The organism is Nonomuraea mesophila, from assembly GCF_004352805.1.
Taxonomy (GTDB): domain Bacteria; phylum Actinomycetota; class Actinomycetes; order Streptosporangiales; family Streptosporangiaceae; genus Nonomuraea; species Nonomuraea longispora.
In genome coordinates, this window is sequence record NZ_SMLD01000023.1 from 46915 (window position 1) to 68261 (window position 21347).

Below are 21347 nucleotides of genomic sequence, written 5' to 3' on the forward strand. Positions count from 1 at the left end.
GGATCAGCTCAGCTCGCCCGGCTTCTTGCCGAACCACTTCACGAAGATCTTCTCGTACGTGCCGTCTTCCTTGGCCTTGGCGAGCTCTTCGTTGATCGTCTTGAGGAGCACCGGGTCGGCGTCCTTCTTCAGGCCGATGCCGTACTGCTCGCCGGTGTCGAGGCTGGCGATCATCTCGAACTTGGCCGCGACCTCCGGCTTCTTCAGCCAGGTGAGCACGACGGGCAGGTCCTGGACGATCACGTCGGCCTGGCCGGCCTGCAGGGCGAGCAGTTCCTTGGACGAGTCGGCGTACTCGGTCGGGTTGTGGCCGTTCTTCTTGACGTAGTCGAGGCCGGTGGTGCTGGCCTGCGCGCCCAGCTTGAGCCCCTTGGCCTTGACGTCCTCCAGCGACTTGGCGCCCGTGCCCTTCTTGGCGAGCAGCGCCTGCGTGGCGTCGAAGTACGGGTCGGAGAAGGTGATGTTCTGCTGGCGCTCCGGGGTGATGGTCATGCCGGCGGCCGCCACGTCGCACTTCTTGGCGGCCATGGCGGCGCCGCTCTTGATCACCGCGAAGTCGATGTCGACGATGTTCTGCTCCACGCCGAGCTTCTTCGCGGCGAGGTCGACGATGTCCACGTCGAACCCGACGATCTTGCCGCTGTCGTCCTTGAACTGGAAGGGCTCGTACGGGATGTTGGTGCAGACGGTGAGCTTGCCCGGCTGCACGAGCTGGGCGCCACCGGCGGCGGAGGCGCTGGCGCTCGTGGTGCCGGAGCTCGAGCCGGATTCGCTGCCGCACGCGGCAAGCGCGAGAGCGGCGGTCAGGGCGAGCGCGCCGGCGGCATAGCCACGGCGGCCCTTGGGGCTGAGGGCCATGTACGGCCTCCTCGAAGTGAAAAGCCACGAAACTTGCGTTTTGTGCAGTTTAAATGGGGTTTTGTCCAGGTACGTCATCTGTGTTTTAACGATGCGTCAACGGAACGGCGTCGGCGCCGACACCATCTCACCATGTGGCAAGATGGGCCCACGGGTGACCCCCGTAACCCCCCTCCGAGATGACCGACGAGGGGATCCTGGCAGCTACCGAGGCCAGCCCGCTCGCGCTCGTCGCCGGAGGTCTCTTCCACCACCGATATGCACAGGGGTCGTTGTGGCTGCCACGCCCGCATCTTCTTCTCTTGACACACTCGACGTCGATCCTGCCTTCGCGCTGCACCGCGGGGGCAAGCTCGAGGTCCGTTCGACCGTCCCCGTCCGCGACGCCGACGACCTGTCGCTGGCCTACACGCCCGGCGTCGCCCGGGTCTGCACCGCGATCGCCGACAACCCCGCCCTGGCCGGCGAGTACACCTGGGTTCCCAACGTGGTCGCCGTCGTCTCCGACGGCACCGCCGTGCTCGGCCTGGGCGACATCGGTCCCTCCGCCGCCATGCCGGTCATGGAGGGCAAGGCCCTGCTGTTCAAGGAGTTCGCCGGCGTCGACGCCGTGCCGATCTGCCTCGACTGCACCGACGTCGACGCGCTCGTCGAGACCGTCACGCGGCTCGCGCCCTCGTTCGGCGGCATCAACCTCGAGGACATCAGCGCCCCGCGCTGCTTCGAGGTCGAGGACCGGCTGCGCGACCTGCTCGACATCCCCGTCTTCCACGACGACCAGCACGGCACCGCCATCGTGGTGCTCGCCGCGCTCAAGAACGCCGCCCGCCTGACCGGCCGCGCACTCGGCGACCTGCGCGCCGTGGTGGCCGGCGCGGGCGCCTCCGGCGTCGCCGTCACCAGGATCCTCCTGGAGGCCGGCATCGGCGACATCGCCGTCGCCGACTCCAAGGGCATGATCTACCAGGGCCGGGAGGGCCTCAACCCGGTCAAGGAGGCGCTCGCCCGCCAGACGAACAAGGCCGGGCACACCGGGTCGACCGAGGAGGCCCTCGCGGGCGCCGACGTGTTCATCGGGCTGTCGGGTTCGACGGTGTCCGAGCGGGCCGTCGCGTCCATGGCTCCCGATGCCTTCGTCTTCGCCCTGTCCAACCCGACGCCCGAGGTCGAGCCCGACGTGGCCGCCAAGCACGTCGCCGTCGTCGCCACCGGGCGTTCCGACCACCCCAACCAGATCAACAACGTGCTCGCCTTCCCCGGCGTCTTCCGCGGCGCCCTCGACGTGCGGGCCACCACCATCACGGAGAACATGAAGGTGGCCGCGGCCACCGCGCTGGCCGGCGTCGTGGGCGACGACCTGTCGGCGACGTACGTCATCCCGAGCCCCTTCGACGACCGGGTCGCGCCCGCCGTGACCGCCGCTGTGGCCGCCCAGGCCCGCGCCGACGGCGTCGCCCGCGCCTGACCTGCGCCGTCTCTCCCGAGCGGGGGCCTGTCAGGCCCTCGCTTTTCTCTTGCCGCGGTTATCCCGCGAAACGGCGGGTAGGTGCGGCCCTTCGCAGGAGAGGGGGCGCAGACGGGTCTCGCGTGGGATGGAGTCTGGTTGAGGTCAGCGAACTGCCACATTTTCTTTACGCTAAGTGCTATAACTGTAGCTCTCTGTAAAGATTGTGGGCGCCGGCTCCTGCGACGAGGAGAGCGATGGAACGCGAGCCTAACCGTCTGCTGCAGCAACTCATCGCGGAGGCGGGGTTCTCCCATAAGGGACTGGCCAGACGCCTCAACGATCTGGGAGCCGCACGCGGGACACCAGGCCTCAAGTACGACCACAGTTCCGTGCTGCGCTGGATCGGCGGGCAGAAACCGCGTGATCCCGTGCCAAGTCTGCTCACCGAGATCTTCGCGCTACGGCTGGGCAGACGGGTCACCTCGGAAGACCTGGGCATGCCGGCCGTCACCCCCCTCGATCTCGGACAGGAGTTCACGCACACCTGGCAGGAGGGGGTCGCGACCGTGACGGCGCTATGGCGTGCCGATGTAGAGCGACGAAGGTTTCTGATCGACTCGACATTCGCGATCGGAGCCGGCTCCGTAGGAGCCATACGCTGGCTGACGTTCCCCACCGAGGGACGTCCGAGCGGGATGGGCGCGCGGCGGGTGGGCCGCGCGGACATCGCCGCCATCCGTGAGGTCACCCGATCGTTCGGTGAGCTCGACAACCGCTTCGGCAGCGGCCGGGTCCGCTCGTCCGTGGTGAGATATCTCGACAACGCCGTCTCCCCGCTGCTCAAGGACGGCTCCTACGACGACGCCACTGGCAAGCAACTGGCGTCCGCGGCCGCCGAGCTGACCCGGCTGGCCGGCTGGATGGCCTACGACATGGAGCAGCACGGCCTCGCCCAGCGCTATCTCATCCAGGCCCTGCGCCTGGCGAGGGGCGCCGACGACCAGACCCTGGGGGGCGAGATCCTGGCCGGCATGGCCCACCAGGCCATCTACATGGGTCAGCCGGCGCACGCCCTCGACCTGGCCAGGGCCTCCCAGATGGCGGCCCGCGGGGCCGGCGTCAAGACCCTGCTGGCCTCCTCGAAGGTCCTGGAGGCCCACGCCCACGCCGCCATGGGCGACACCCGCTCCTGCTCCGCCTCGATCCACGAGGCCGAGCGCGCCTTCGACGCCCGCAGGCCCGCCGACGAGCCGCCGTGGCTGAGCTACTTCGACGAGGCCTACCTGTCGGCCAAGTTCGCCCACTGCTTTCGTGATCTCGGGGCGGGCGAGCAGGTCGTCCGCCACGCGCACCGCTCGCTCGACATGGACGGCCGCTACGTGCGCGGGCGCATGTTCAACCTGTCGCTGCTGGCCGCGGGTCTGCTGCAGTCGGGTGAGCTGGAGGAGGCCTGCAAGGTCGCCGCCGGCGCGCTGGAGCTCTCGGGCGAGCTGCAGTCGTCCCGGTCCCGCTCCTACGCCGACGACCTGCGGCGGCGCCTGAAGCCCTACCGCAACGAGCGGCCCGTGCGGGCGCTGCGCGAACGGCAGTTGTCCATCGCCGTCTGAAGCGGCGTTCTCCCCACGGAACGGCCCGGACCACCCCTGCGGGTGATCCGGGCCGTCACACCGTGCCTTTTACTTGAGAAGCTCGCCGTGCGGGCCGACGATCTTCTTGGTGGTCGCGTAGTTGGCCTTGTTGTACACGTCGGCCGTCTCGCTGTCGAAGATGGCCGAGCTGATGGTGTCGATCCGGCCGTTCTTGTCGGTGTCGTGGAACATGCTCGTCACGCCGTTGACGTAGCCCACGCGCTTGGCGTTGCTGTACTTCATGAGCCACGGGCCGCCGTCGGCGCCGGGGGTCATCGAGCACTTGAGCGTCTGGTGCGTGTCGACCCTGAACATGTTGACCTGCGTCGTCTTGGTACCGGTCTTGCCGTAGCAGTGCTTCGGCGTCACACCGGTGTAGGGCTTGTCGCCGTCGGGGTGCGGGGCCGACGGGTAGCCGAAGGCCATGACCTTCTGGTTCAGCGGCTGGTTCCAGGAGAAGCCCTGACCGCCGACGGTGTCGCCGAGCCGGCCCATGTCCTTGGCGATGCCGATGATGAACTGCGCCTCGTAGTACTTACGGGACGTGCCGGGCTTGACCCACTTCTGCACGTAGTAGTGGGTGATCTTGTAGTTGCCGAGGGCGTCGGGGCCCCTGCCCTTGTCGCCGGGGCCCCGGTAGGCGGCCCACTTGCGCTTGGTGACGTGCTCGACGACGGGCTCACCGAACTTGAAGCCCTGACCCTTGCCGACCCTGGCGGCCTTGTACTTGGCCGCACTGACCTCGACCTTCTCGAGGACGGCGTCGGGGTGGTCGGGGCCGACCAGGTCGGCGGGCGTGCTCTTGCCCTCGGAGTAGCACTCGCCGAGGTTCAGCACGCACTTGAGGTACTCCTCGCGGCTGATCTCGCGCGGCTTCACCCACTTGTCGCCGGCCCAGGCCTTGAACTGCTTGAAGGAGACGGCCTTCTCCGGGCCCAGGGAGAAGCCGTTGTGCACGGCGACGAAGGCGTAGTCGCCGTCGTAGTCGTCGTAGGTGTCCAGGTCGTACGCGGTGTAGGCGTACGCGCCGACGTAGACGCCCCAGGGGGCCTTGCCCTGGTAGTAACCGGGGACGAAGATCCACTTGTCGTAGACGTCGTCCTTGCCGTTCTCGAACACGCAGTGTCCGGCGGTGGCGACCAGGTTGCGGTTCCTGGACTGGATGGACGTGGCCGTGCACCAGCGGTAGCGACCGGCCTTGTCGAGGAAGAAGACCTTGCCGACGGTCTTGGGCAGGTTGACGTTCGAGACCTTGGCGGAGCTCTTCGTCGTGCCGGTCGGGGCGGTGCTCCCGGGCTTGCCGTTGTCCGTGCTGCCGTTGCCGCCGGACGTCACCATCTTCGGCACGGCCTTGGTGTCCAGGGTGTACTGGGTGGCCTTCTTCAGCGCGGCTCCGTTGGAGTCGAGCCAGAAGAAGGCGGCGCCGTAGGCGTCGGCGGGCTTGGGCTGGAGGGGGTCGGACGCCCAGTTCGGTTTGGCGGTGGCGGGTGCTGCAAGGGTAACGGCGCTCAGGCCGGCGGCGGCTAGGGGGATGAGCAGGCGCTTCACGGGAGGCTCCACAGTTGTCAAAACGGGCGTAAGAACCCTATCGACCCTTGAGTCACTCTTGTAAGGGGGTTCACAGATTTCACGCTATTAACGGCCAAAGGGCCCGGCTGGATGCCGAGCCCTTCGGGTTGAGCTGGTGAACGAAGACGAGTCCTCGTTCAGGTCCGTAGCGGAAACTACGGGATGAGCTTGCCGGACCACGCGGCCGCAGCGGCCTTGTAGACCGTGTTGGCCTCACCGTCGAAGTACGCCGAGGTGATGGTGTCGTAGCGCTTGTTGTCGTCGCTGTCGACGATCAGGCTGGTGACACCGTTCACGTAGCCGAGACGCTTCGCGTTGCTGTACTTGTACAGCCACGGGCCACCGGCGTAGCCACCGGTGACGGCGCACTTCAGCGCCACCTGCTCCTCGACCCTGTACTCGGGGATCTTGTAGGTGTTCTTGCTGGTCTTGCCGTAGCACCACTTCGGCGTAACGCCCGTGTAGGCCTTGTTGCCGTCGGGGTGCGCGCCCTGCGGGTAACCGAACGTCCGGACAGCCTTGCCGGTCGGCTGGTTCCACGCGAAGCCCTGGCCACCAACGTTGTCGCCCAGCTTGCCGACGCTCTTCACCTCGTGAACGATGATGAAGAAGTCGGTGCGGAGGTACTTCCGCTCCGAACCCGGCTTGTACCACGCCTGCACGTAGTAGTGCGTGATCGTGGAGTTGCCGCGCCTGTCCAGCTTGACGGTGCCGGGGAACTTGTCCCGGTCCCGGCGCTGGTTCTGGAGGTACTTCCAGGCGTCGTTGTAGGTCACGTTCTCGACGATGGGCTCGCCGAACTTCTTGCCGTTGCCCTTGCCGACGCCCGCGGCCTTGTACCGGCCCTCGGAAACTTCGACCTTGGCCACCTCGGCGCCCGGGAAGTCAGGGCCGGCAAGCTCGGCCTTGCTGCCCCGCTGCACCGAGTAGTAGTCGGCGGTCTTGGGGTCGAGAACGCCCTTGCGGTACTCGTCCCTGCTGACCTCGACGTCCTTGGCCTCCTTCTCGCCCTTGTAGGCGTCGAACTCGGCCTTGGTGACCTGCTTCGGCTTGTTCAGCGAACCGCCGATGCCGTCGTAGACGGTGACGAACGCGTAGTCGCGGTCGAAGTCCTCGTACACGTCGAAGTCGTAGTGGGTGAAGGCCTGCTTACCCACGTAGACGCCCCAAGGAGCCTTGCCCTGGTAGTAACCGGGGACGAAGACCCAGCGAGACACGGTCTCCTGGTTGGCCTTGATGTCGTACACGCAGTGACCGGCCGTGGCGACCAGGTTGCGGTACTTCGACTGGATCGAGGTGCCCGAGCACCAGTACAGCTTGCCGTCGCGACCCTCGAAGAACACCTTACCGATGGACTTCGGGAAGTTGACGTTCTGGGTCTTGGAGGAGGACTTCTTCTCCTCGCCGATCGGCGCGGTGGAACCGGGCTTGGTGTCCGCGGTGTAGCCGCCGCTGCTCGAGATCTTCTTGACCTCGAGGGAGTCCGGGCTGTAAGCCACGGCGCCCTTGAGGGCAGCGTTGTTGGACTTGGTCCAGAACTCGAGCGTCTCCGCCGCCTTCTTGGCGTTCGCCGCCAGGGCGTCGCTGGCGACGGTCTTGTCGGTGGCCTGAGCGGTGCCGGCCAGACCAGCAGCCAGCATGCCGGTGGCCAGAACCACGCCACCAGCCGGGATGAGGATGCGCTTCACTGTGACTCCTTGCGCTGTCGTGGAACGCCTCTTGCGTCCCATGCGTCAGTAAAGGGATAGCCAGGAACATACAGTGTCGATCTTGGGAACCGGTAGCCGCTTTGCTAGGAAAAGGTGCGACAAGTCGGGCGTGATCGTTTCGTGATGTTTAGCTGGCTGAGCCCCAGGAGTTGAGCGAAGCTCGCTTTGTTGTTGTTTGCCCTGATCAACATGAGTGCGTTCTCAGGGTGCTCGACGGGACACCGGGGTCACGCCGAACGGGGTCGACGGGACGATGTGACACACATCACAACGGGTGCATGGCACCAACTGGCGGTCCCGTGCGTCCAAACGCCTTCACTTCCGAGCCGGAAAAGCAGAGGGGCTCGGCAGCTGCCGAGCCCCTCGCTTGTAACGCCTAACGAACGGTTCGAGGCCGGTCGCTATGTGTTACTTAGACGACCTTCCCGGACCACGAGGCCGCAGCGGCCTTGTAGACGGTGTTGGTCTCGCCGTCGAAGTACGGCGACGAGATGTAGTCGACGCGGCCGTTGCCGTCCTGGTCGTTGAAGGTGCTCACGACACCGTTCACGTAGCCGAGACGCTTGGCGTTGCTGTACTTGTACAGCCACGGGCCACCGTCGGCGCCCTCGGTCATGGCGCACTTGAGGGCGACGTGCTCCTCGATCTTCTTGGCAGCCGAACCGACCAGCTTCTTCGTGGTCTTGCCGTAGCACCACTTCGGAGTAATGCCGGTGTAGTTCTTGTTGCCGTCGGGGTGCGGAGCGGCCGGGTAGCCGAACACGCGGACAGCCTTGCCGGTGGGCTGGTTCCAGGCGAAGCCCTGACCGCCGACGTTGTCACCGAGTCGACCCGCGTCCAGGGACTTGTGGTCGATGATGTAGAAGACGGTCTTGAAGTACTTCGCGGCCTTGCCGGGCTTGTACCACGCCTGCACGTAGTAGTGCGTGATCGTGGAGTTGCCCCGCCTGTCCAGCTTGACGGTGCCCGGGTACTTGCTCGGGTTCGTCTTCTGGTTCTTCAGGTAGGTCGCGGCCTGGTTGTAGGTCACGTTCTCGACGATGGGCTCGCCGAACTTGCGACCGTTGCCCTTGCCGACGCGGGCGGCCTTGTAGCGGCTCTCGGAAACCTCGAGCTTGGCCACCTCGGCGCCCGGGTAGTCGGGGCCGGCCAGCTCAGCCTCGCTGCCCTTCTGACGCCAGTAGTAGTCGGCGGTCTTCGGGTCGAGCTTGCCCTTGCGGAACTCTTCCCTGCTGACCTCGACGTCCTTGGCGTCCTTCAGGCCCTCGTACTTGTCCCACTCTTCCTTGGACACGTTCTTGGACTTGGTCGCGTCCAGCTTCACACCGTTGTACACGGTGACGAAGGCGTAGTCGCGGTCGTAGTCCTCGTACACGTCGAAGTCGTAGTGGGTGAAGGCCGTCTTACCGACGTAGATGCCCCAGGGAGCCTTGCCCTGGTAGTACCCCGGAACGAAGACCCACTTGTCCATGGTGGCTTCGTTCTTCGCAGTGTCGTACACGCAGTGACCGGCCGTGGCGACCAGGTTGCGGTACTTCGACTGGATCGAGGTGGCGGAGCACCACTTCTTCTCGCCCTTGCTGTTGACGAAGAACACCTTGCCGATGGTCTTCGGCATGTTGACGTTCTGCGTCTTCGAGGAGGACTTCTTCTCCTCGCCGATCGGGGCGGTCGAACCCGGCTTGGTGTCCGAGCTGTAGCCACCCTTGCTCTTCAGCTTGGTCACGTCGGACTTGGCCCAGACGTTGGACTCCTTGGCGGCCTTGAGGGCGGCACCGTTGTTCTCCGCCCAGAAGCTCGCGATGGCGTTCGCGTTGGCCGCGCTGGCCGCCAGGTTGTCCTTGGAGATCGTGCTGTCGGCCTGAGCCGTACCGGCGAGGCCGGCGGCGAGAAGACCGGTGGCGAGGACGGCACCACCGGCGGGGATGAGAATGCGCTTCAAGGGAACTGCTCCTTGCTCTGTCGTGGGTCGCAACTTGCGTCCCATGCGTCAGTAAAGGGATAGCAAGGAACATAGCGTGGTGATCTCCGCAGGTGAAACCCGGTTCGGAAGATCCGGAAGGCCCCCCTACCGCCGTTACCGTGCTGTTATCAGTCAGAGATCTTCGCGTATGGTGACCGAGGCGTTACGTTTTTGCAGGGTATGAGGGGCATGGTCCTTGCGGAACAAAAGTTCCGTTAGTGTCCCGACACGTAGTGTAGTCAGTCGAATGTGACTTAGATCACAGGAACCGGATGGAGCCCTAGCCCGTCTAAGATGTTCCGCTCCTCACAGGTGATCTTCAGGTTCCGACCCAATACATCCACATTGGCCCTGTTTGTCGGGATTTTGTTGCCCCGGCAACGAGGCGCTCCCCTCTCCCGGGGACGGCGACCGGCCGCGGACCTACACGGTCCTTCGGCTGACGACCTCTGCGAGGTGGGCGCGCAGCCGCGCCAGCACCGGATCGCTTGGAGCGGCCCGCTTGCGCCGCGGCGCCGGCGGCGGGACGGCGCGCAACGTCGGGCGACGACTCGACGTGCCGTCAGGTGTCTGTGTGCATGTGCCCTGCACGACCTCGATCGCGGACAACAACTGCTGCCAGGTGCCGTCAGCCGCCCACCGCCGGTGACGCTTGTATATGGCGACCCAGCAGCCGAACCGCTGCGGCAGGTCCCGCCAGTGCTCGCCGGTGCGGGCCTGGTGGAGCATCCCGTTGATCGCTGCCCGATGTCCGGTCCGCGGACGACTGCGCCTGCTGTCGTCGAAAGGGAGGAACTCCTCCGGAGGCAGCAGCGGCGCCAGGCGTTCCCATTCGGCGTTGGTCAGATCACCACGACGCATGCGCTCATGGTGACAAGGTAAACACTCTGTGTCAGAGGAACCAAAGAAGATCTTCCTTGGCCGGGTGCCTATCGGGGTGGGCGGGATCGTTCGAGCCCGTCACGGGCCGCCGCCATCTCGTACGGATCCTTGATCTTCTCGGCGATCTCCAGCGCGCCGCTGTGGTGCCGAACGGCCGCTTCGTGATCACCCAGGGCGTGACACGTGCCGCCAAGGCTGTTCAACGCCCTGCACTCCAGGAGCCGGCCAGGCAGTTGTCTCGCCAGAACGAGCCCCTCCTCCTGCGCACGGAGGGCATCGGCGAACCGCCCCTGCCGCGCCTCGACGCCCCCCGCTCTGCGCAGGGCCTCCGCCTCCCCCTCGCGGTTGCCGATGTCGCGGCTGATGCGCAGTGCTTCGCGGTGACACCTGAGCGCCTCGTCCAGGTTGCCGAGCCCGGCGTGGGCCGTGCCCATCTCCATCAGCGTGTACGCCTCGTCGTAGCGCCGTCCCCGCCGGCGAAGCCACTCCAGGCTGACGTTCAGGTGGGTCAGCGCACCAGGCATGTCGCCGAGCCGCACGTATATCTTCCCGAGCAGGTCGGTGACGGCGATCTCGCCCGCGTGGTCGCCGTTCTCGCGATAAAGAGCGAAGGCCTGTGTACACGTGTCGAGGGCGGCCGGCAGCTCGCGCGTGCGGTACAGGCCGTACGCCACATAGAACAGCGCTTCTGCCTGCGTCGCACGGTCGCCGGACAGGACCGCGAGTTCCACCGCCCGCCGCTGGCACTCGAGGAACTCGTCGTACTGGTCGGTGGGCAGGAGGGCGTGACCGAGCGTGGTGAGCACCTTCGCCTCGCCGTTTCGATCGCCGAGTTGCCGGACGGCTCGCAGGGCGGCACGGTGCGTCGCGATCCAGTCGTCCACATACCCCATGAGATGGAAGTGATAGGCGGTGATGTAGGCGAGCTGCCACGCGTGTACCGGCCAGCCGTCGTGGGCGGCCAGCAGGATGAGGGCGACCGTGTTGCGGTGCTCGGCAGAAAGCCAGGCCATGGCCTCGTCGCGCTCGTCGAATCGCCGTACGCCCCCAGGCGGCGGTGGGACAGAGGGGTGCAGCAGGGCGGACGTGGGATCGACGAAAGCCATCGCGGCACGGGCGGTGTGGGCATGCCAGTCGAGAAGGCGGGTCAACGCCGGCCGGTGTCCGTCCTGTGCCAGGGCCAGCTCTCGGGCGTACTCGCGGATCAGGTCGTGCACGGTGAGGCGCTGCCGCGCGTCGCGGTGGACGAGGTGCGCTCTGACCAGGATGTCCACCGCCTCGCGGGCCGCCTCCCGATCCAGCCCGACCATGGTCGTGAGCGCGTCCATGCTCAGGTCAGGACCGGGATGCAGGCCGAGCGACCGGAACACGGAACGTGCCGACTCGGGCAGCGCCTGGTAGGAGAGGCCGAACGTGGCCCGTACGCCGATGTGGGGGTCCTCGGAGATGTCCAGGGCGGTGAGCCGGTCACCCGCCCGTAATCGTGCGACGAGGTCACGCGCCGCCCCCGCCTCCCGACCTCGCACATGCGCGGCCGCCAGGCGCAGCGCCAGCGGGAGACGGCCGCACAACAGGGCCAGCTCGCCGATCGTGTCGCGGTCGTGGTCCTGCTCGTCCCCCAGGAGAGCTCGGAGGAGCGCGACCGCCTCCTCCGGTGAGAGCACGTCGAGGAAATGCACGCCGACGTCGTGGGTGGCGGCGAGTGCGCGGAGCGAGTCACGGCTGGTGATCAGGGTTCTGCTGGCCGAGGCTCCTGGAAGCAGCGGGCGTACCTGCTCGGCGGAGGCGGCGTTGTCCAGTAGAACCAGCATGCGCCTGTCGCAGATCAGGGACCTGTACATGGCCGCGCGTTCCTCCGGATCGTAGGGGATCTCGTCCTGGGGCACGCCCAGCCCGAGAAGAAGCTGGTGGAGGGCCGCGGCCGGGTCCACGGGGGTGCTTCGCGAGTATCCGTGCAGGTTCACGTACAGCTGGCCGTCGGGGAAGTGGTCGGCCCGCCGGTGCCCCCAGTGCGTGGCAAGCGCTGTCTTGCCCACGCCTCCGGCGCCGACGAGAGCCGAGAGCACCAGCGTTCCCATGTCGGGTGAGGCGTCCAGCAGTTCGTCCAGTACGTCGAGGCTCTCCCTACGGCCGGTGAACCGCGCGATGTCGGCGGGGAGCTGCCGGGGCACGAGGCGCTCGGGGGGCTGCTCCGGCGTCCTGCCCGGCGACGGTGCGCCTTGGACGAGCCGGAGAGCGGGGTCGGCGGCGAGCACCGCTTGGTGAAGCCGGTTGAGCGGCTCTCCCGGCTCCAGCCCGAGCTCGTCGCGGAGACACGTACGTGCCAGCCTGTACTGCTCGAGCGCTTCGGCCCGGCGACCGTCCCGGTACAGGGCGAGCATCAGCTGCTCCCGGAAACGCTCGTTCAAGGGATCGGCATCGACCAGGTGCCGCACTTCGCCGATCAGGTCGGCGTGCCTGCCCAAGGCGAGATCCGCATCGATCCGCTCGGCGAGTGCGGCGATCCGCTGATCCTCCAGCCGGTGACCCTCGGCGCTCTGGAACTCCAGGCGAGTCCCCGCAAGGGCGGGACCACGCCAGAGAGCCAGCGCCACTCGTAGCCGTTCTGCGGTTTCGGCGACGTCACCGCGCAGGCGGTGTTCGCCGGCGGAGGCGACCTCGGAGCGGAAGAGGGCGAGATCCGAAGCGTGAGCCGGCAGGACGAGCGCGTAGCCTCCGGCGCTGGTGGAGATCTCGGCGTCGTCGCCCAGGGCACGGCGCAGTGACCACAGGTGGTTGTGCAGGGCCCTTCGCCCTGTGGGCGGTTGCCTGTCGCCCCATAGAGCGGTCAGCAGATCCTCGTGCGGCACGATCCTGTTGGCCCGCAGCACGAACAGGGCGAGCAACGTGCGCTGTTTCTCCCCGACGACCGGCACCACGCGGTCGTCACGCCGGATGTCGACCGGACCCAAGACCCGAATCTGCAATGAACGCTCCCTCGGTTGGCCTACCTGGGAGACATGGTCCGCCCCAGCGGTCTCGTCGGACGCAACATGCGGTAACAGATCGACGCGACAAGATCATGACAATCTCCAGAGAATCTCGAGAGAAGCGGCATTCATGCTTGCGAGGTCATCTCCGGTCGAAGGGCTCCGCGCCACGGCCCGCGACCGTAGACCCCCAACGTGAATGGAGAACCGGGTGCTCCTACGCCTGCCGACGCCCGGAATCAGGGGGCTCCGCCCGCTCGCGGGGGCCGGGCGGTATGCCCTTCATCCCTGTCCTTCGACTTGCCTGTTCGGTGACTCGCTCCGGACCGCACGTGTCAGGGCTTCGGCCGCTGCCGGGTGGGGTGGAGCTTCGTCCGGCGTCCGTGGGCGCCCTGCGCGGTTCGGAGTGTGACGGAGTATGTGCTGGTCCTTGTCCCGAGTTACGGTCCTCATTCTCGCCGCCGTCCTACCGGGCCTCCTGACGCTGGTCGCCGGTCCGGCATCTGCGCAGGCGAACGCGTCGAGCGGGGTGACCTCGGCGCAGGCGGATCTGGCCATCCCCAGGCAGCAACCGGGCACAGCGGGTGTCGTGCCCGGCCTCGTGGCCTCGGTCGCAGGCGGGCCGGAGCCTGAACAGGAATCCCGGGTGCCGGGAGCCCTCGCTCTGGACCCGCGGGGCGAGGCGCTGAAGCCGGCGAAGTCCGACCTGCCGCCCGGTGTGCGGCGCGTGGAGCAGGCGGACCGGCAGGCCCTGCCGCTCGCGTTCCCCATGATCGAGGACGTGTACCCCCGGACGGGCACGTTGGTGGGCAGCACGACGCCGCTGCTGACCGTACGCGCGACTCGGGTGGGCGGGGGGTCGGAGGCGGATCTGCGCTTCAGGTTCCACATCTGTGAGAAACCCGAGGAGGACGAGGACGACGGGCAGGGTGATCCCGTCCCGACGCCGGAGTGCTGGCAGTCCGGCAATCGCCTGGGTGAATCCAGTTGGCGGGTGCCGGAGGACACGCTGCAGTGGGGCCGGCAGTACGAGTGGTGGGTTCGCGTCACGGACTCGGAGAGCAGCGAGTTCGACGTCAGCGACAGGCAGCTGATCGTCACGGGTGCGCGTCAGCCGTTGAACAGTTTCCATCTGGGTGAGCGTGCGAGCGAGGGGCAGGAGTTCTCGCCCATCGCCGGGAACTACACCACCAGCGCTGTGGACGCACAGGTGAATACCGCGGGTCCGCCCTTGTCGGTGACGCGGACGTACAACAGTCAGGATCCGCGTACGGACGGGATCTTCGGCGCCGGCTGGTCGACGCACTGGGACATGAAGGTCGTGCCGGAGGTGTCCGGAACGACGACGGCGAGCCTGCTGGTGAGCTATCCGAGTGGCCGGCGGGTCCGGTTCGCGGCCAGGGGCGACGGCACGTACCAGCCTCCGCCCGGGATGAAGGACGTGCTGGCGGAGGTGGAGGGCGGCGGCTGGCGCCTGATGGACATCTCCTCCACCTCTTATCACTTCGACGCGTCAGGCAGGTTGCTGAAGATCACGGACAGGCGGGGCCGGGCGCAGACGCTTTCTTATGGAGATGACGGCACGTTCAGCTCGGTGACGGGGGTCGGCGGCCGGGCGCTGCATTTCACCTGGAACGGGCCCCGGGTGGCCACGGTGTCCACGGATGAGGTGGACGGCAAGGTGTTGACGTGGACCTACAGCTATACGGGTGACAATCTGACGTCGGTGTGCTCGCCGGCGGCCGCGCCCAAGTGCACGACCTCTATCTATGGGGACGGTTCTCGCTACCAGGGGATTGTTCTCGACGCCGAGCCCGTGGGGTATTGGCGCCTGGGCGACGCCCGGTACGAACCCGCGGCCAACCTCGGCAGCGAGGGCGGCACGGGCATCTATTCCGGCGTTACGGTGGGCCGGCCGGGGGCGCTGGAGGGAAGCAGCGACACCGCCGCAGGTTTCACGAAGTCGACCATGGAACTTCCGTCCGACATGCTGGATCACCTGGGTAACGAGCTCTCGATCGAAGGCTGGATCCAGACCACGCAGAACGGGGTCGTGCTGTCCACTGGTCAGTTCGGCTACGAGTTCGGCGCCACGGAGCCTGTCCTGTACGTCGGCACGGACGGGCGGTTGCGTGGTCAGCTGGGCGAGGTGTCGGACAGGGGATACACCCCGATCGCCTCTTCCGCCCCGGTCAATGATGGCCGGTGGCATCATGTCGTGCTCACGGTGGCGGGTGAGCAGCAGAAGCTCTACCTCGACGGTGAACTCGCCGGCACGCTGACCGGAACGATCGTGCCGGATTACCGGGCATATGCGTTCGTGGGCAGCGGTGACCGTGCCACCGGCTGGTCGGACATTCCGGGCGGGCAGACGGCTTCGGGGGCGTTCGCGTTCAAGGGCACGATCGACGAGTTCGCGGTCTACGACAAGCCGCTGGCGCAGGCCACGGTCCAGGCGCACTGGGCGGCGCGGGCGAAGGTCAGCAACAAGCTGACGCAGGTCACGCTGCCGTCCGGCCGGATCTGGGCCAAGAACACCTACGACACCGCGACAGACCGCCTCCTGACACACGTTGACCGGCACGGGGGAACGTGGAAGGTCGGCAAGCCAGAGGTCGACTGGGTGGAGAAGGTCAACACGGTCGAGGTGACCGATCCGCGCGACGGCAAGCAGACCTACGGCTACGACCAGGGACGTGCCGATCGACTGGTGTACGAGATCGACCAGCTCGACTTCAAGACGAGCTACGAGTACGACACCGGCGGCTTCCTCGCCAAGAAGGTCGACCGCAACGACAACGTGTTCCGCCTGTGGAACGACGAGCGCGGCAATCCGATCCGCAACAGGTCGTGTCGTACGGCATCCAACTGCCAGAACGCGTACGCGGACTACCACCTCAACAAGGATGACGACTTCGACCCCCGTAACGGCAAGATGGTCGTCCATCGGGATGCCCGCTCGTCCGACCTGGAGAGCGACACCTACGCCACGCGGTGGGAGTACAACGAGTACGGCGAGCAGACCAAGCAGACCACCCCCGCCACCGCTGGTTTTCCCGACGGCCGCTCGGTCACGACCGCCTACACCGACGGCACCGAGTCGGCTGTCGGCGGCGGCACCACCCCGGCCGGGTTGGTGGCCTCTCAGACGGATCCCAGGGGTAATACGTGGACCTATCGCTATACGGCGGCCGGTGACCTGGCCGAGCAACGCGACCCTGAGGGGTTGATGGTCGAGCTGGACTATGACGCGTTAGGCCGGCTGCGGGAGAGTTCGGAGGTGTCCGAGGCGCACCCGGACGGGGTGAAGACGGTTCTGACCTATGACGTGCTGGGTCGTGTGGCGACGCAGACCGAGCCGGGCGTGAAGAACGAGGTGTCGGGGGTCACGCACACCAGGCGCACCACGTACGCCTATGACCCGGACGGCGCCCGGCTGCGGGAGACGGTCAGCGATCTGACCGGTGGCGACGCCGAGCGGGCGACCGTCTATACCTATGACGATCACGGCAGGGTGGAGACGATCACCGACGCTGAGGGCGGTGTGGTGCGTCAGAGCTGGAATGCCATCGGCAGGTTGGCCACGGTGACGGATGCCAGGGGCGCGGTGGTCGAGCACGCCTACAGCGAGCGCGGCGAGCTGGTCACTCAGACGTTGAAGGGCTGGACCGGCAGCCCGGTCGATCCGCAGCCGGCCACGGACAAGGTGCTGGCGTCGTTCGGTTATGACGCGGCGGGTCGCCTGGTGGCTCAGTCGGATGCGATGGGCCGCAGGACCTCCTTCGAATACTTCGGTGACGACCTGCTCGCCAAGAAGATCGCCGACAACGTGAAGCTGAACGGCTCCGGCACCGCGCGGGACGTCGATCTGGAGAGCCACACCTACGATGCGGCGGGCAACCAGATCAAGCTCGTCACCGGTGACGGGAACGCTCAGTCGACGACCGAGAATGTCTACGACGCGGCCGGTTTCCTGACCTCGCAGACGTTCGACCCCGGCGGGCTGGGTCGCAAGACCGCGTTCACCTACGACGCCAACGGCAACATCATCAAGACCACCCGCACCAGCGCTGACAGCGATCGCGCCGAGGTCACCGAACAGGCCTACAGCAAGACGAACCTCCCCACCAGGACGACCGTCGAGAACGGCGAGGAGGACCTCGTCACCACCGTCGACTATGACGATCGCGGACTGGCCGTCGCCTCGACCGACCCGCGCGGCAACGTGGCGGGCGCTGAGGCGGAGGCGTTCACGACCGAGATGCGCTACGACGTGCTCGGCCGTCTCGTGGAGACCTCCGGCCCGCAGGTCAAGGTCGACAAGGACGGCACGGCCGGTGATGCGCGCCCCACCGTGCGGTTCGGCTACGACATGCTCGGCGCCAAGACGCACGAGACGGACGCCGAGGGCCGTACCGTCACCTCGGTCTTCGACAAGGCCGGCCGGCTGACCAGCCAGAAGACGCCCAGCTACACCCCGCCCGGCGGCACCGCGCTCACCCCGGCCACCTCGCTCACCTACGACGCGGCCGGGCAGCTCACCTCCACCACCGACCCGCGCGGCCACACGACCACTTTCGAATACGACAAGCTCGGCCGTCAGGTGCGCGTCACCGATCCCGCTCCCGAGGGGCAGCAGGGCGGGACGTGGGTGACGGAGTACGACATGGCGGGGGAGAAGCTCGCCACAATCGATCCCACCGGGGCGCGGGCCGGGGCGACCTATGACGACCTGGGCCGGCAGATCACCGTCACGCAGATCGAGCGCAAGCCGTCCACGGCGTCCTACACCACCACCATGGAGTACGACGACGCGGGCCGGCTGGTCAAGCAGACCGCCCCGGGCGGCAAGGTCACGACATATGGGGTGAACGCGGCCGGTGAGGTCACCTCCGTGACCGACCCGAACACCAACACGACCAGCATGGCCTACGACCTGGCCGGACGGCTGATCAAAACCACCGACCCCAACGGCAACGCGACCACCGCCGGCTATGACCTGGCCGGCCGGCAGATCACCGCCGAAGACCTCGACCGCAGCGGCGATGTGCTGCGTACCTACCGTTTCGGCTACGACGCCGCCGGCAACCAGACCAGCCTCACCTCCCCCGAGGGCCACGTCACCCAGCGCAGGTTCGACGCCCTGGGCCGCCCGACCGCGCTCGTCGAGCCGGTCTCGGAGGAGGAGTCGATCACCACGAGTTTCGGCTATGACGCGAGCGGCGCCCGCACCCGGCTGACCGACGGGCGGGGCAACGCCACCTGGACCACCTACAACAGCCTGGGCCTGGCCGAATCGGTGACCGAACCGGCCACCACGGCGCACCCGGACGCGGCCGACCGTACCTGGACCCACCTCTACGACGCGGCCGGCAACCCGGTCGCCACCCTCCAGCCCGGCGGCGTCCGCATCGACCGCACCTTCGACCACCTCGGCCGCCTCACCCAAGAGAACGGCGCGGGCGGCGACGCGGCCACCGCCGAGCGCAGCTTCGGCTACGACCTGGCCAACCGCATGACCACCGCCGGGAACCTGACCGTCGACTACAACGACCGCGACCTGCCCCTGACGGTGACGCGCGGCAGCACCCAGGAAACCGCCTACCGCTACGATGCGCTGGGCAACCCCACCCAGCGCATCGATGCCGCCGGGACCGCGACCTTCACCTGGGACAACGCCAGCCGCCTGAAGACCGCCACCGACCCGGTGACGAACCGCACCCTCACCTACGGCTACGACCAGGCCAGCCGCCTGAAGACCATCACCGCCACCAGCGGCCAGGCGAGCACGCAGAGCTTCGACTACGACGCCATGGACCGCCTCACCGGACAGACGCTCAAGAACGGCTCCGGCACCCAGCTCGCCACGATCACCTACGGCTGGGACAAAGACGACAACCTCACCACCAAAACCACCACCGGCACGGCAGGGGCAGGCACCAGCACCTACGCCTACGACCACGCCGGCCGCCTCACCTCCTGGACCGCCCCCGACGGCGCCACCACCGCCTACGAATGGGACGCCGCCGGCAACCGCACCAAGGCCGGCGACAAGACCTTCACCTACGACGAACGCAACCGGCTGCTGACCGGCGACGCAAGCACCTACACCTACACCCCGCGCGGCACCCTGGCCACCCAGACCAAGGACGGCACCACCACCGGCTACACCTTCGACGCCTTCGACCGGCTCATCGCCGACGGCGACAGCGTCTACGCCTACGACGCCCTCGACCGCCTCACCAGCCGCATCCGCGGCACCACCAAGCAGACCTTCGCCTACGCAGGGCTCGGCAACGACCTGGCCGCCATCACCGACAGCAGCGGAACCGTCCAGGCACGCTACGCCCGCGACGCCGGCGGCGGCCTGCTCGGCCTCACCGAAGGCACCGGCGCAGCGGTGGCCGCGTTCACCGACCTGCACGGCGACCTCGTGGCCACCTACACCACCACCCTGCAGACCTCCGCCGCCTACGACCCCTTCGGCGCCGTCACCGCCCAGACCGGAACCACAACCAACCTCGGCTACCAGGGCGAATACACCGACCCCGACACCGGCAAGGTCAACATGCACGCCCGCTGGTACCAACCCGGCACCGGCACCTTCACCAGCCGCGACACCATGACCCTGAACCCCAACCCCTCGATCCAGGCCAACCGCTACACCTACGCCAACGCCTCACCCCTCACCGGCACCGACCCCACCGGCCACAACACCGTTCCGGGCGGTTCGCTCAGGGAAGCCGGATGGGCCAGTGGCGGCTGTATCTCCAGCGGGAGCATCTGTCACGAGACGTTCGTGCACCAGCAATGGTGGAGCGACTTCGTGACCGACAACGAGTGGTGGTTCGCCAGTCCCGGTTTCTCCGATGAGGAGATCGAACGTCTCGGCTACAAGATCATGCCGAACGGACGAGAGGTCGACCAACCGAACTTCTGGTTCGCCGACGAAGAGGTGCAGAACGCGTACATGGCCGGCTGGTCCGTGCGGATGACGAACGACGACCTGGCGGCGAGCTGGGTGATGGTCGGCGGACTGGAGAGTATGGAAGCAATGGAGAGAGCCGCCGGGAAGAATCCCGATGATCCACGGCTCGCGGGCTTCAAACTGAACGGCTATGGTGCGCTGTCTCCTGACATGAAGCTTATGGGTGGGAGCATCTCCGGCCCTGATGTCCGATACGAGTACTACAGTAAATACAAGCGGCTGTTGAGCCTCAGAACAGAGATCACCAGGGCGGCGAAGGAGCACGGTGTGGACCGGAGAGCGCTGGCCGCGGTCCTGATCTATGAAATGTCCCACTGGGAGCCGACCGGTGGATATCCGGGTGATGCCGTCGGAGAACGAGAAGGATGGCTGGACACAACGTCCCTGGGGATCGGTCAGATGCAGATCGGCACAGCCAGAGAGATGATGAAAAAGTATTACAAAGACATGGCGAAGGAGTTGAGCAACGAAGACATCGGGCGCATCCTCAATCATAACGCTGCCTTCGCGATCCGCCTCACCGCCGCATATCTGCGGCACCTCAAGGAATCAATAGTCGTTCCCGGCGGGCCGAACCGGGATGGTCGTGAGAACACCACGCGCCATATCAACGACTGGGAAGCCGCAGTCGCCTATGGCGTCGATCCTCACGACTTCGAGCGATGGCGGAATGGCGGGCCTGCTCCCACGGCCGAGGCTCAGAAGCGATGGAACGCCATCTATGGTTGGGTGCGGAACGCGGCCAACGAATACTGGGACTGCGTGAACGCCCCGTCATGCAAGGCGCCGACGCCTGCTTACAACCCATGGCAGTAGGAAGCGTGACAATGCGGCAGATAAGTGTAAGGTCTCTGGCTCTGTCGGCGACTGCCGTGGTCGTGGCTATCGGCCTGCTCTGCGGCCTGGCCTATGCGGCTATCGGCTGGTTCTGGGTGGCGAAGCCGCTTGAGGTGGATGCGGGCGCGATCAGTCAGATCGAAGAAGTCGGCGGTGTCGTGGCGCGGACCGAATTGCGTTACACGGAGGCCGACTCGGTCATCGTGACAGAATATCTCATCGTCGATCGCCGGCTGGCTGACGAAGGGGCGGCCGTGGGCGATGTTTCTCGTGCTCTGGAGTCCAGGAACTGGAAGGTGATGACGCAACTGAGTTATCCCGGCCTGCAAATGCGATCCGGTCAGTGGCCCGACCACCTTCTGACTCTCGAGACACCGGACGGGACCAACTTGTCGCTCAATGACAAACTCGGGCAGGCGGTAAGACAGGCGCAGGCCGTGGCACGACACCCGGACGCTCTTGTGGTCCTGAGCGTGCGCCGGACGGACACCTAGGGC

Annotated in this window: 10 protein-coding genes; 4 read left to right on the top strand and 6 right to left on the bottom strand. The window is 66.8% G+C overall.

Going from position 1 to position 21347, the window contains the following annotated elements; all coding sequences use genetic code 11:
* Positions 1-3: 3 nt before the first annotated feature.
* Complete coding sequence (locus E1295_RS11960; protein ID WP_132630324.1) at positions 4-858, bottom strand: ABC transporter substrate-binding protein; 855 nt, start codon at positions 856-858, stop codon at positions 4-6.
* Between the two features lie 274 nt (positions 859-1132).
* On the opposite strand from E1295_RS11960, the gene E1295_RS11965 reads away from it, so the two are divergent.
* Positions 1133-2323 carry an NAD(P)-dependent malic enzyme gene (locus E1295_RS11965; RefSeq protein WP_246079986.1) on the top strand — a complete coding sequence of 397 codons (1191 nt, stop codon included), beginning with the start codon at positions 1133-1135 and terminating at the stop codon, positions 2321-2323.
* A 236-nt stretch (positions 2324-2559) separates the two neighbouring features.
* Entirely contained in the window at positions 2560-3912 is a 1353-nt protein-coding gene (locus E1295_RS51805; RefSeq protein WP_132630326.1) for an NsdA family TPR-like regulatory protein, read from the top strand.
* Positions 3913-3981: 69 nt separating this feature from the next.
* Here E1295_RS51805 and E1295_RS11975 read toward each other — a convergent pair whose 3' ends face one another.
* From E1295_RS11975 to E1295_RS11995, 5 genes are all read right to left on the bottom strand, one after another.
* The gene (locus E1295_RS11975) at positions 3982-5481 is read right to left on the bottom strand and encodes a trypsin-like serine peptidase (protein WP_132630327.1); all 1500 of its coding nucleotides are present in this window, start codon (positions 5479-5481) and stop codon (positions 3982-3984) included.
* A gap of 176 nt (positions 5482-5657) precedes the next feature.
* Positions 5658-7190: a trypsin-like serine peptidase gene (locus tag E1295_RS11980; protein ID WP_132630328.1), complete on the bottom strand. Its 1533-nt coding sequence runs from the start codon at positions 7188-7190 to the stop codon at positions 5658-5660.
* Between the two features lie 433 nt (positions 7191-7623).
* The gene (locus E1295_RS11985; RefSeq protein ID WP_132630329.1) at positions 7624-9153 is read right to left on the bottom strand and encodes a trypsin-like serine peptidase; all 1530 of its coding nucleotides are present in this window, start codon (positions 9151-9153) and stop codon (positions 7624-7626) included.
* Positions 9154-9597: 444 nt separating this feature from the next.
* On the bottom strand, positions 9598-10035 hold the full coding sequence (locus E1295_RS11990) for a transposase (protein WP_132630330.1): 438 nt from the start codon (positions 10033-10035) through the stop codon (positions 9598-9600).
* A gap of 68 nt (positions 10036-10103) precedes the next feature.
* Complete coding sequence (locus E1295_RS11995) at positions 10104-13022, bottom strand: AfsR/SARP family transcriptional regulator (RefSeq protein WP_132630331.1); 2919 nt, start codon at positions 13020-13022, stop codon at positions 10104-10106.
* Positions 13023-13443: 421 nt separating this feature from the next.
* Between E1295_RS11995 and E1295_RS12000 the strand changes: the two genes are divergently transcribed.
* A complete protein-coding gene (locus E1295_RS12000) occupies positions 13444-20829 on the top strand; it encodes an RHS repeat-associated core domain-containing protein (protein ID WP_132630332.1) in 7386 nt (2461 codons plus the stop codon).
* A 62-nt stretch (positions 20830-20891) separates the two neighbouring features.
* Positions 20892-21344, top strand: a complete 453-nt coding sequence (locus E1295_RS12005; RefSeq protein WP_132630333.1) for a hypothetical protein — start codon at positions 20892-20894, stop codon at positions 21342-21344.
* Positions 21345-21347: the final 3 nt, after the last annotated feature.

Excerpts from the sequence above, each read along its gene's own strand:
- E1295_RS11960 (WP_132630324.1), bottom strand. The coding sequence starts at position 858 with ATGGCCCTCAGCCCCAAGGGCCGCCGTGGCTATGCCGCCGGCGCGCTC.
- E1295_RS51805 (WP_132630326.1), top strand. The coding sequence starts at position 2,560 with ATGGAACGCGAGCCTAACCGTCTGCTGCAGCAACTCATCGCGGAGGCG.
- E1295_RS12000 (WP_132630332.1), top strand. The coding sequence starts at position 13,444 with ATGTGCTGGTCCTTGTCCCGAGTTACGGTCCTCATTCTCGCCGCCGTC.
- E1295_RS11990 (WP_132630330.1), bottom strand. The coding sequence starts at position 10,035 with ATGCGTCGTGGTGATCTGACCAACGCCGAATGGGAACGCCTGGCGCCG.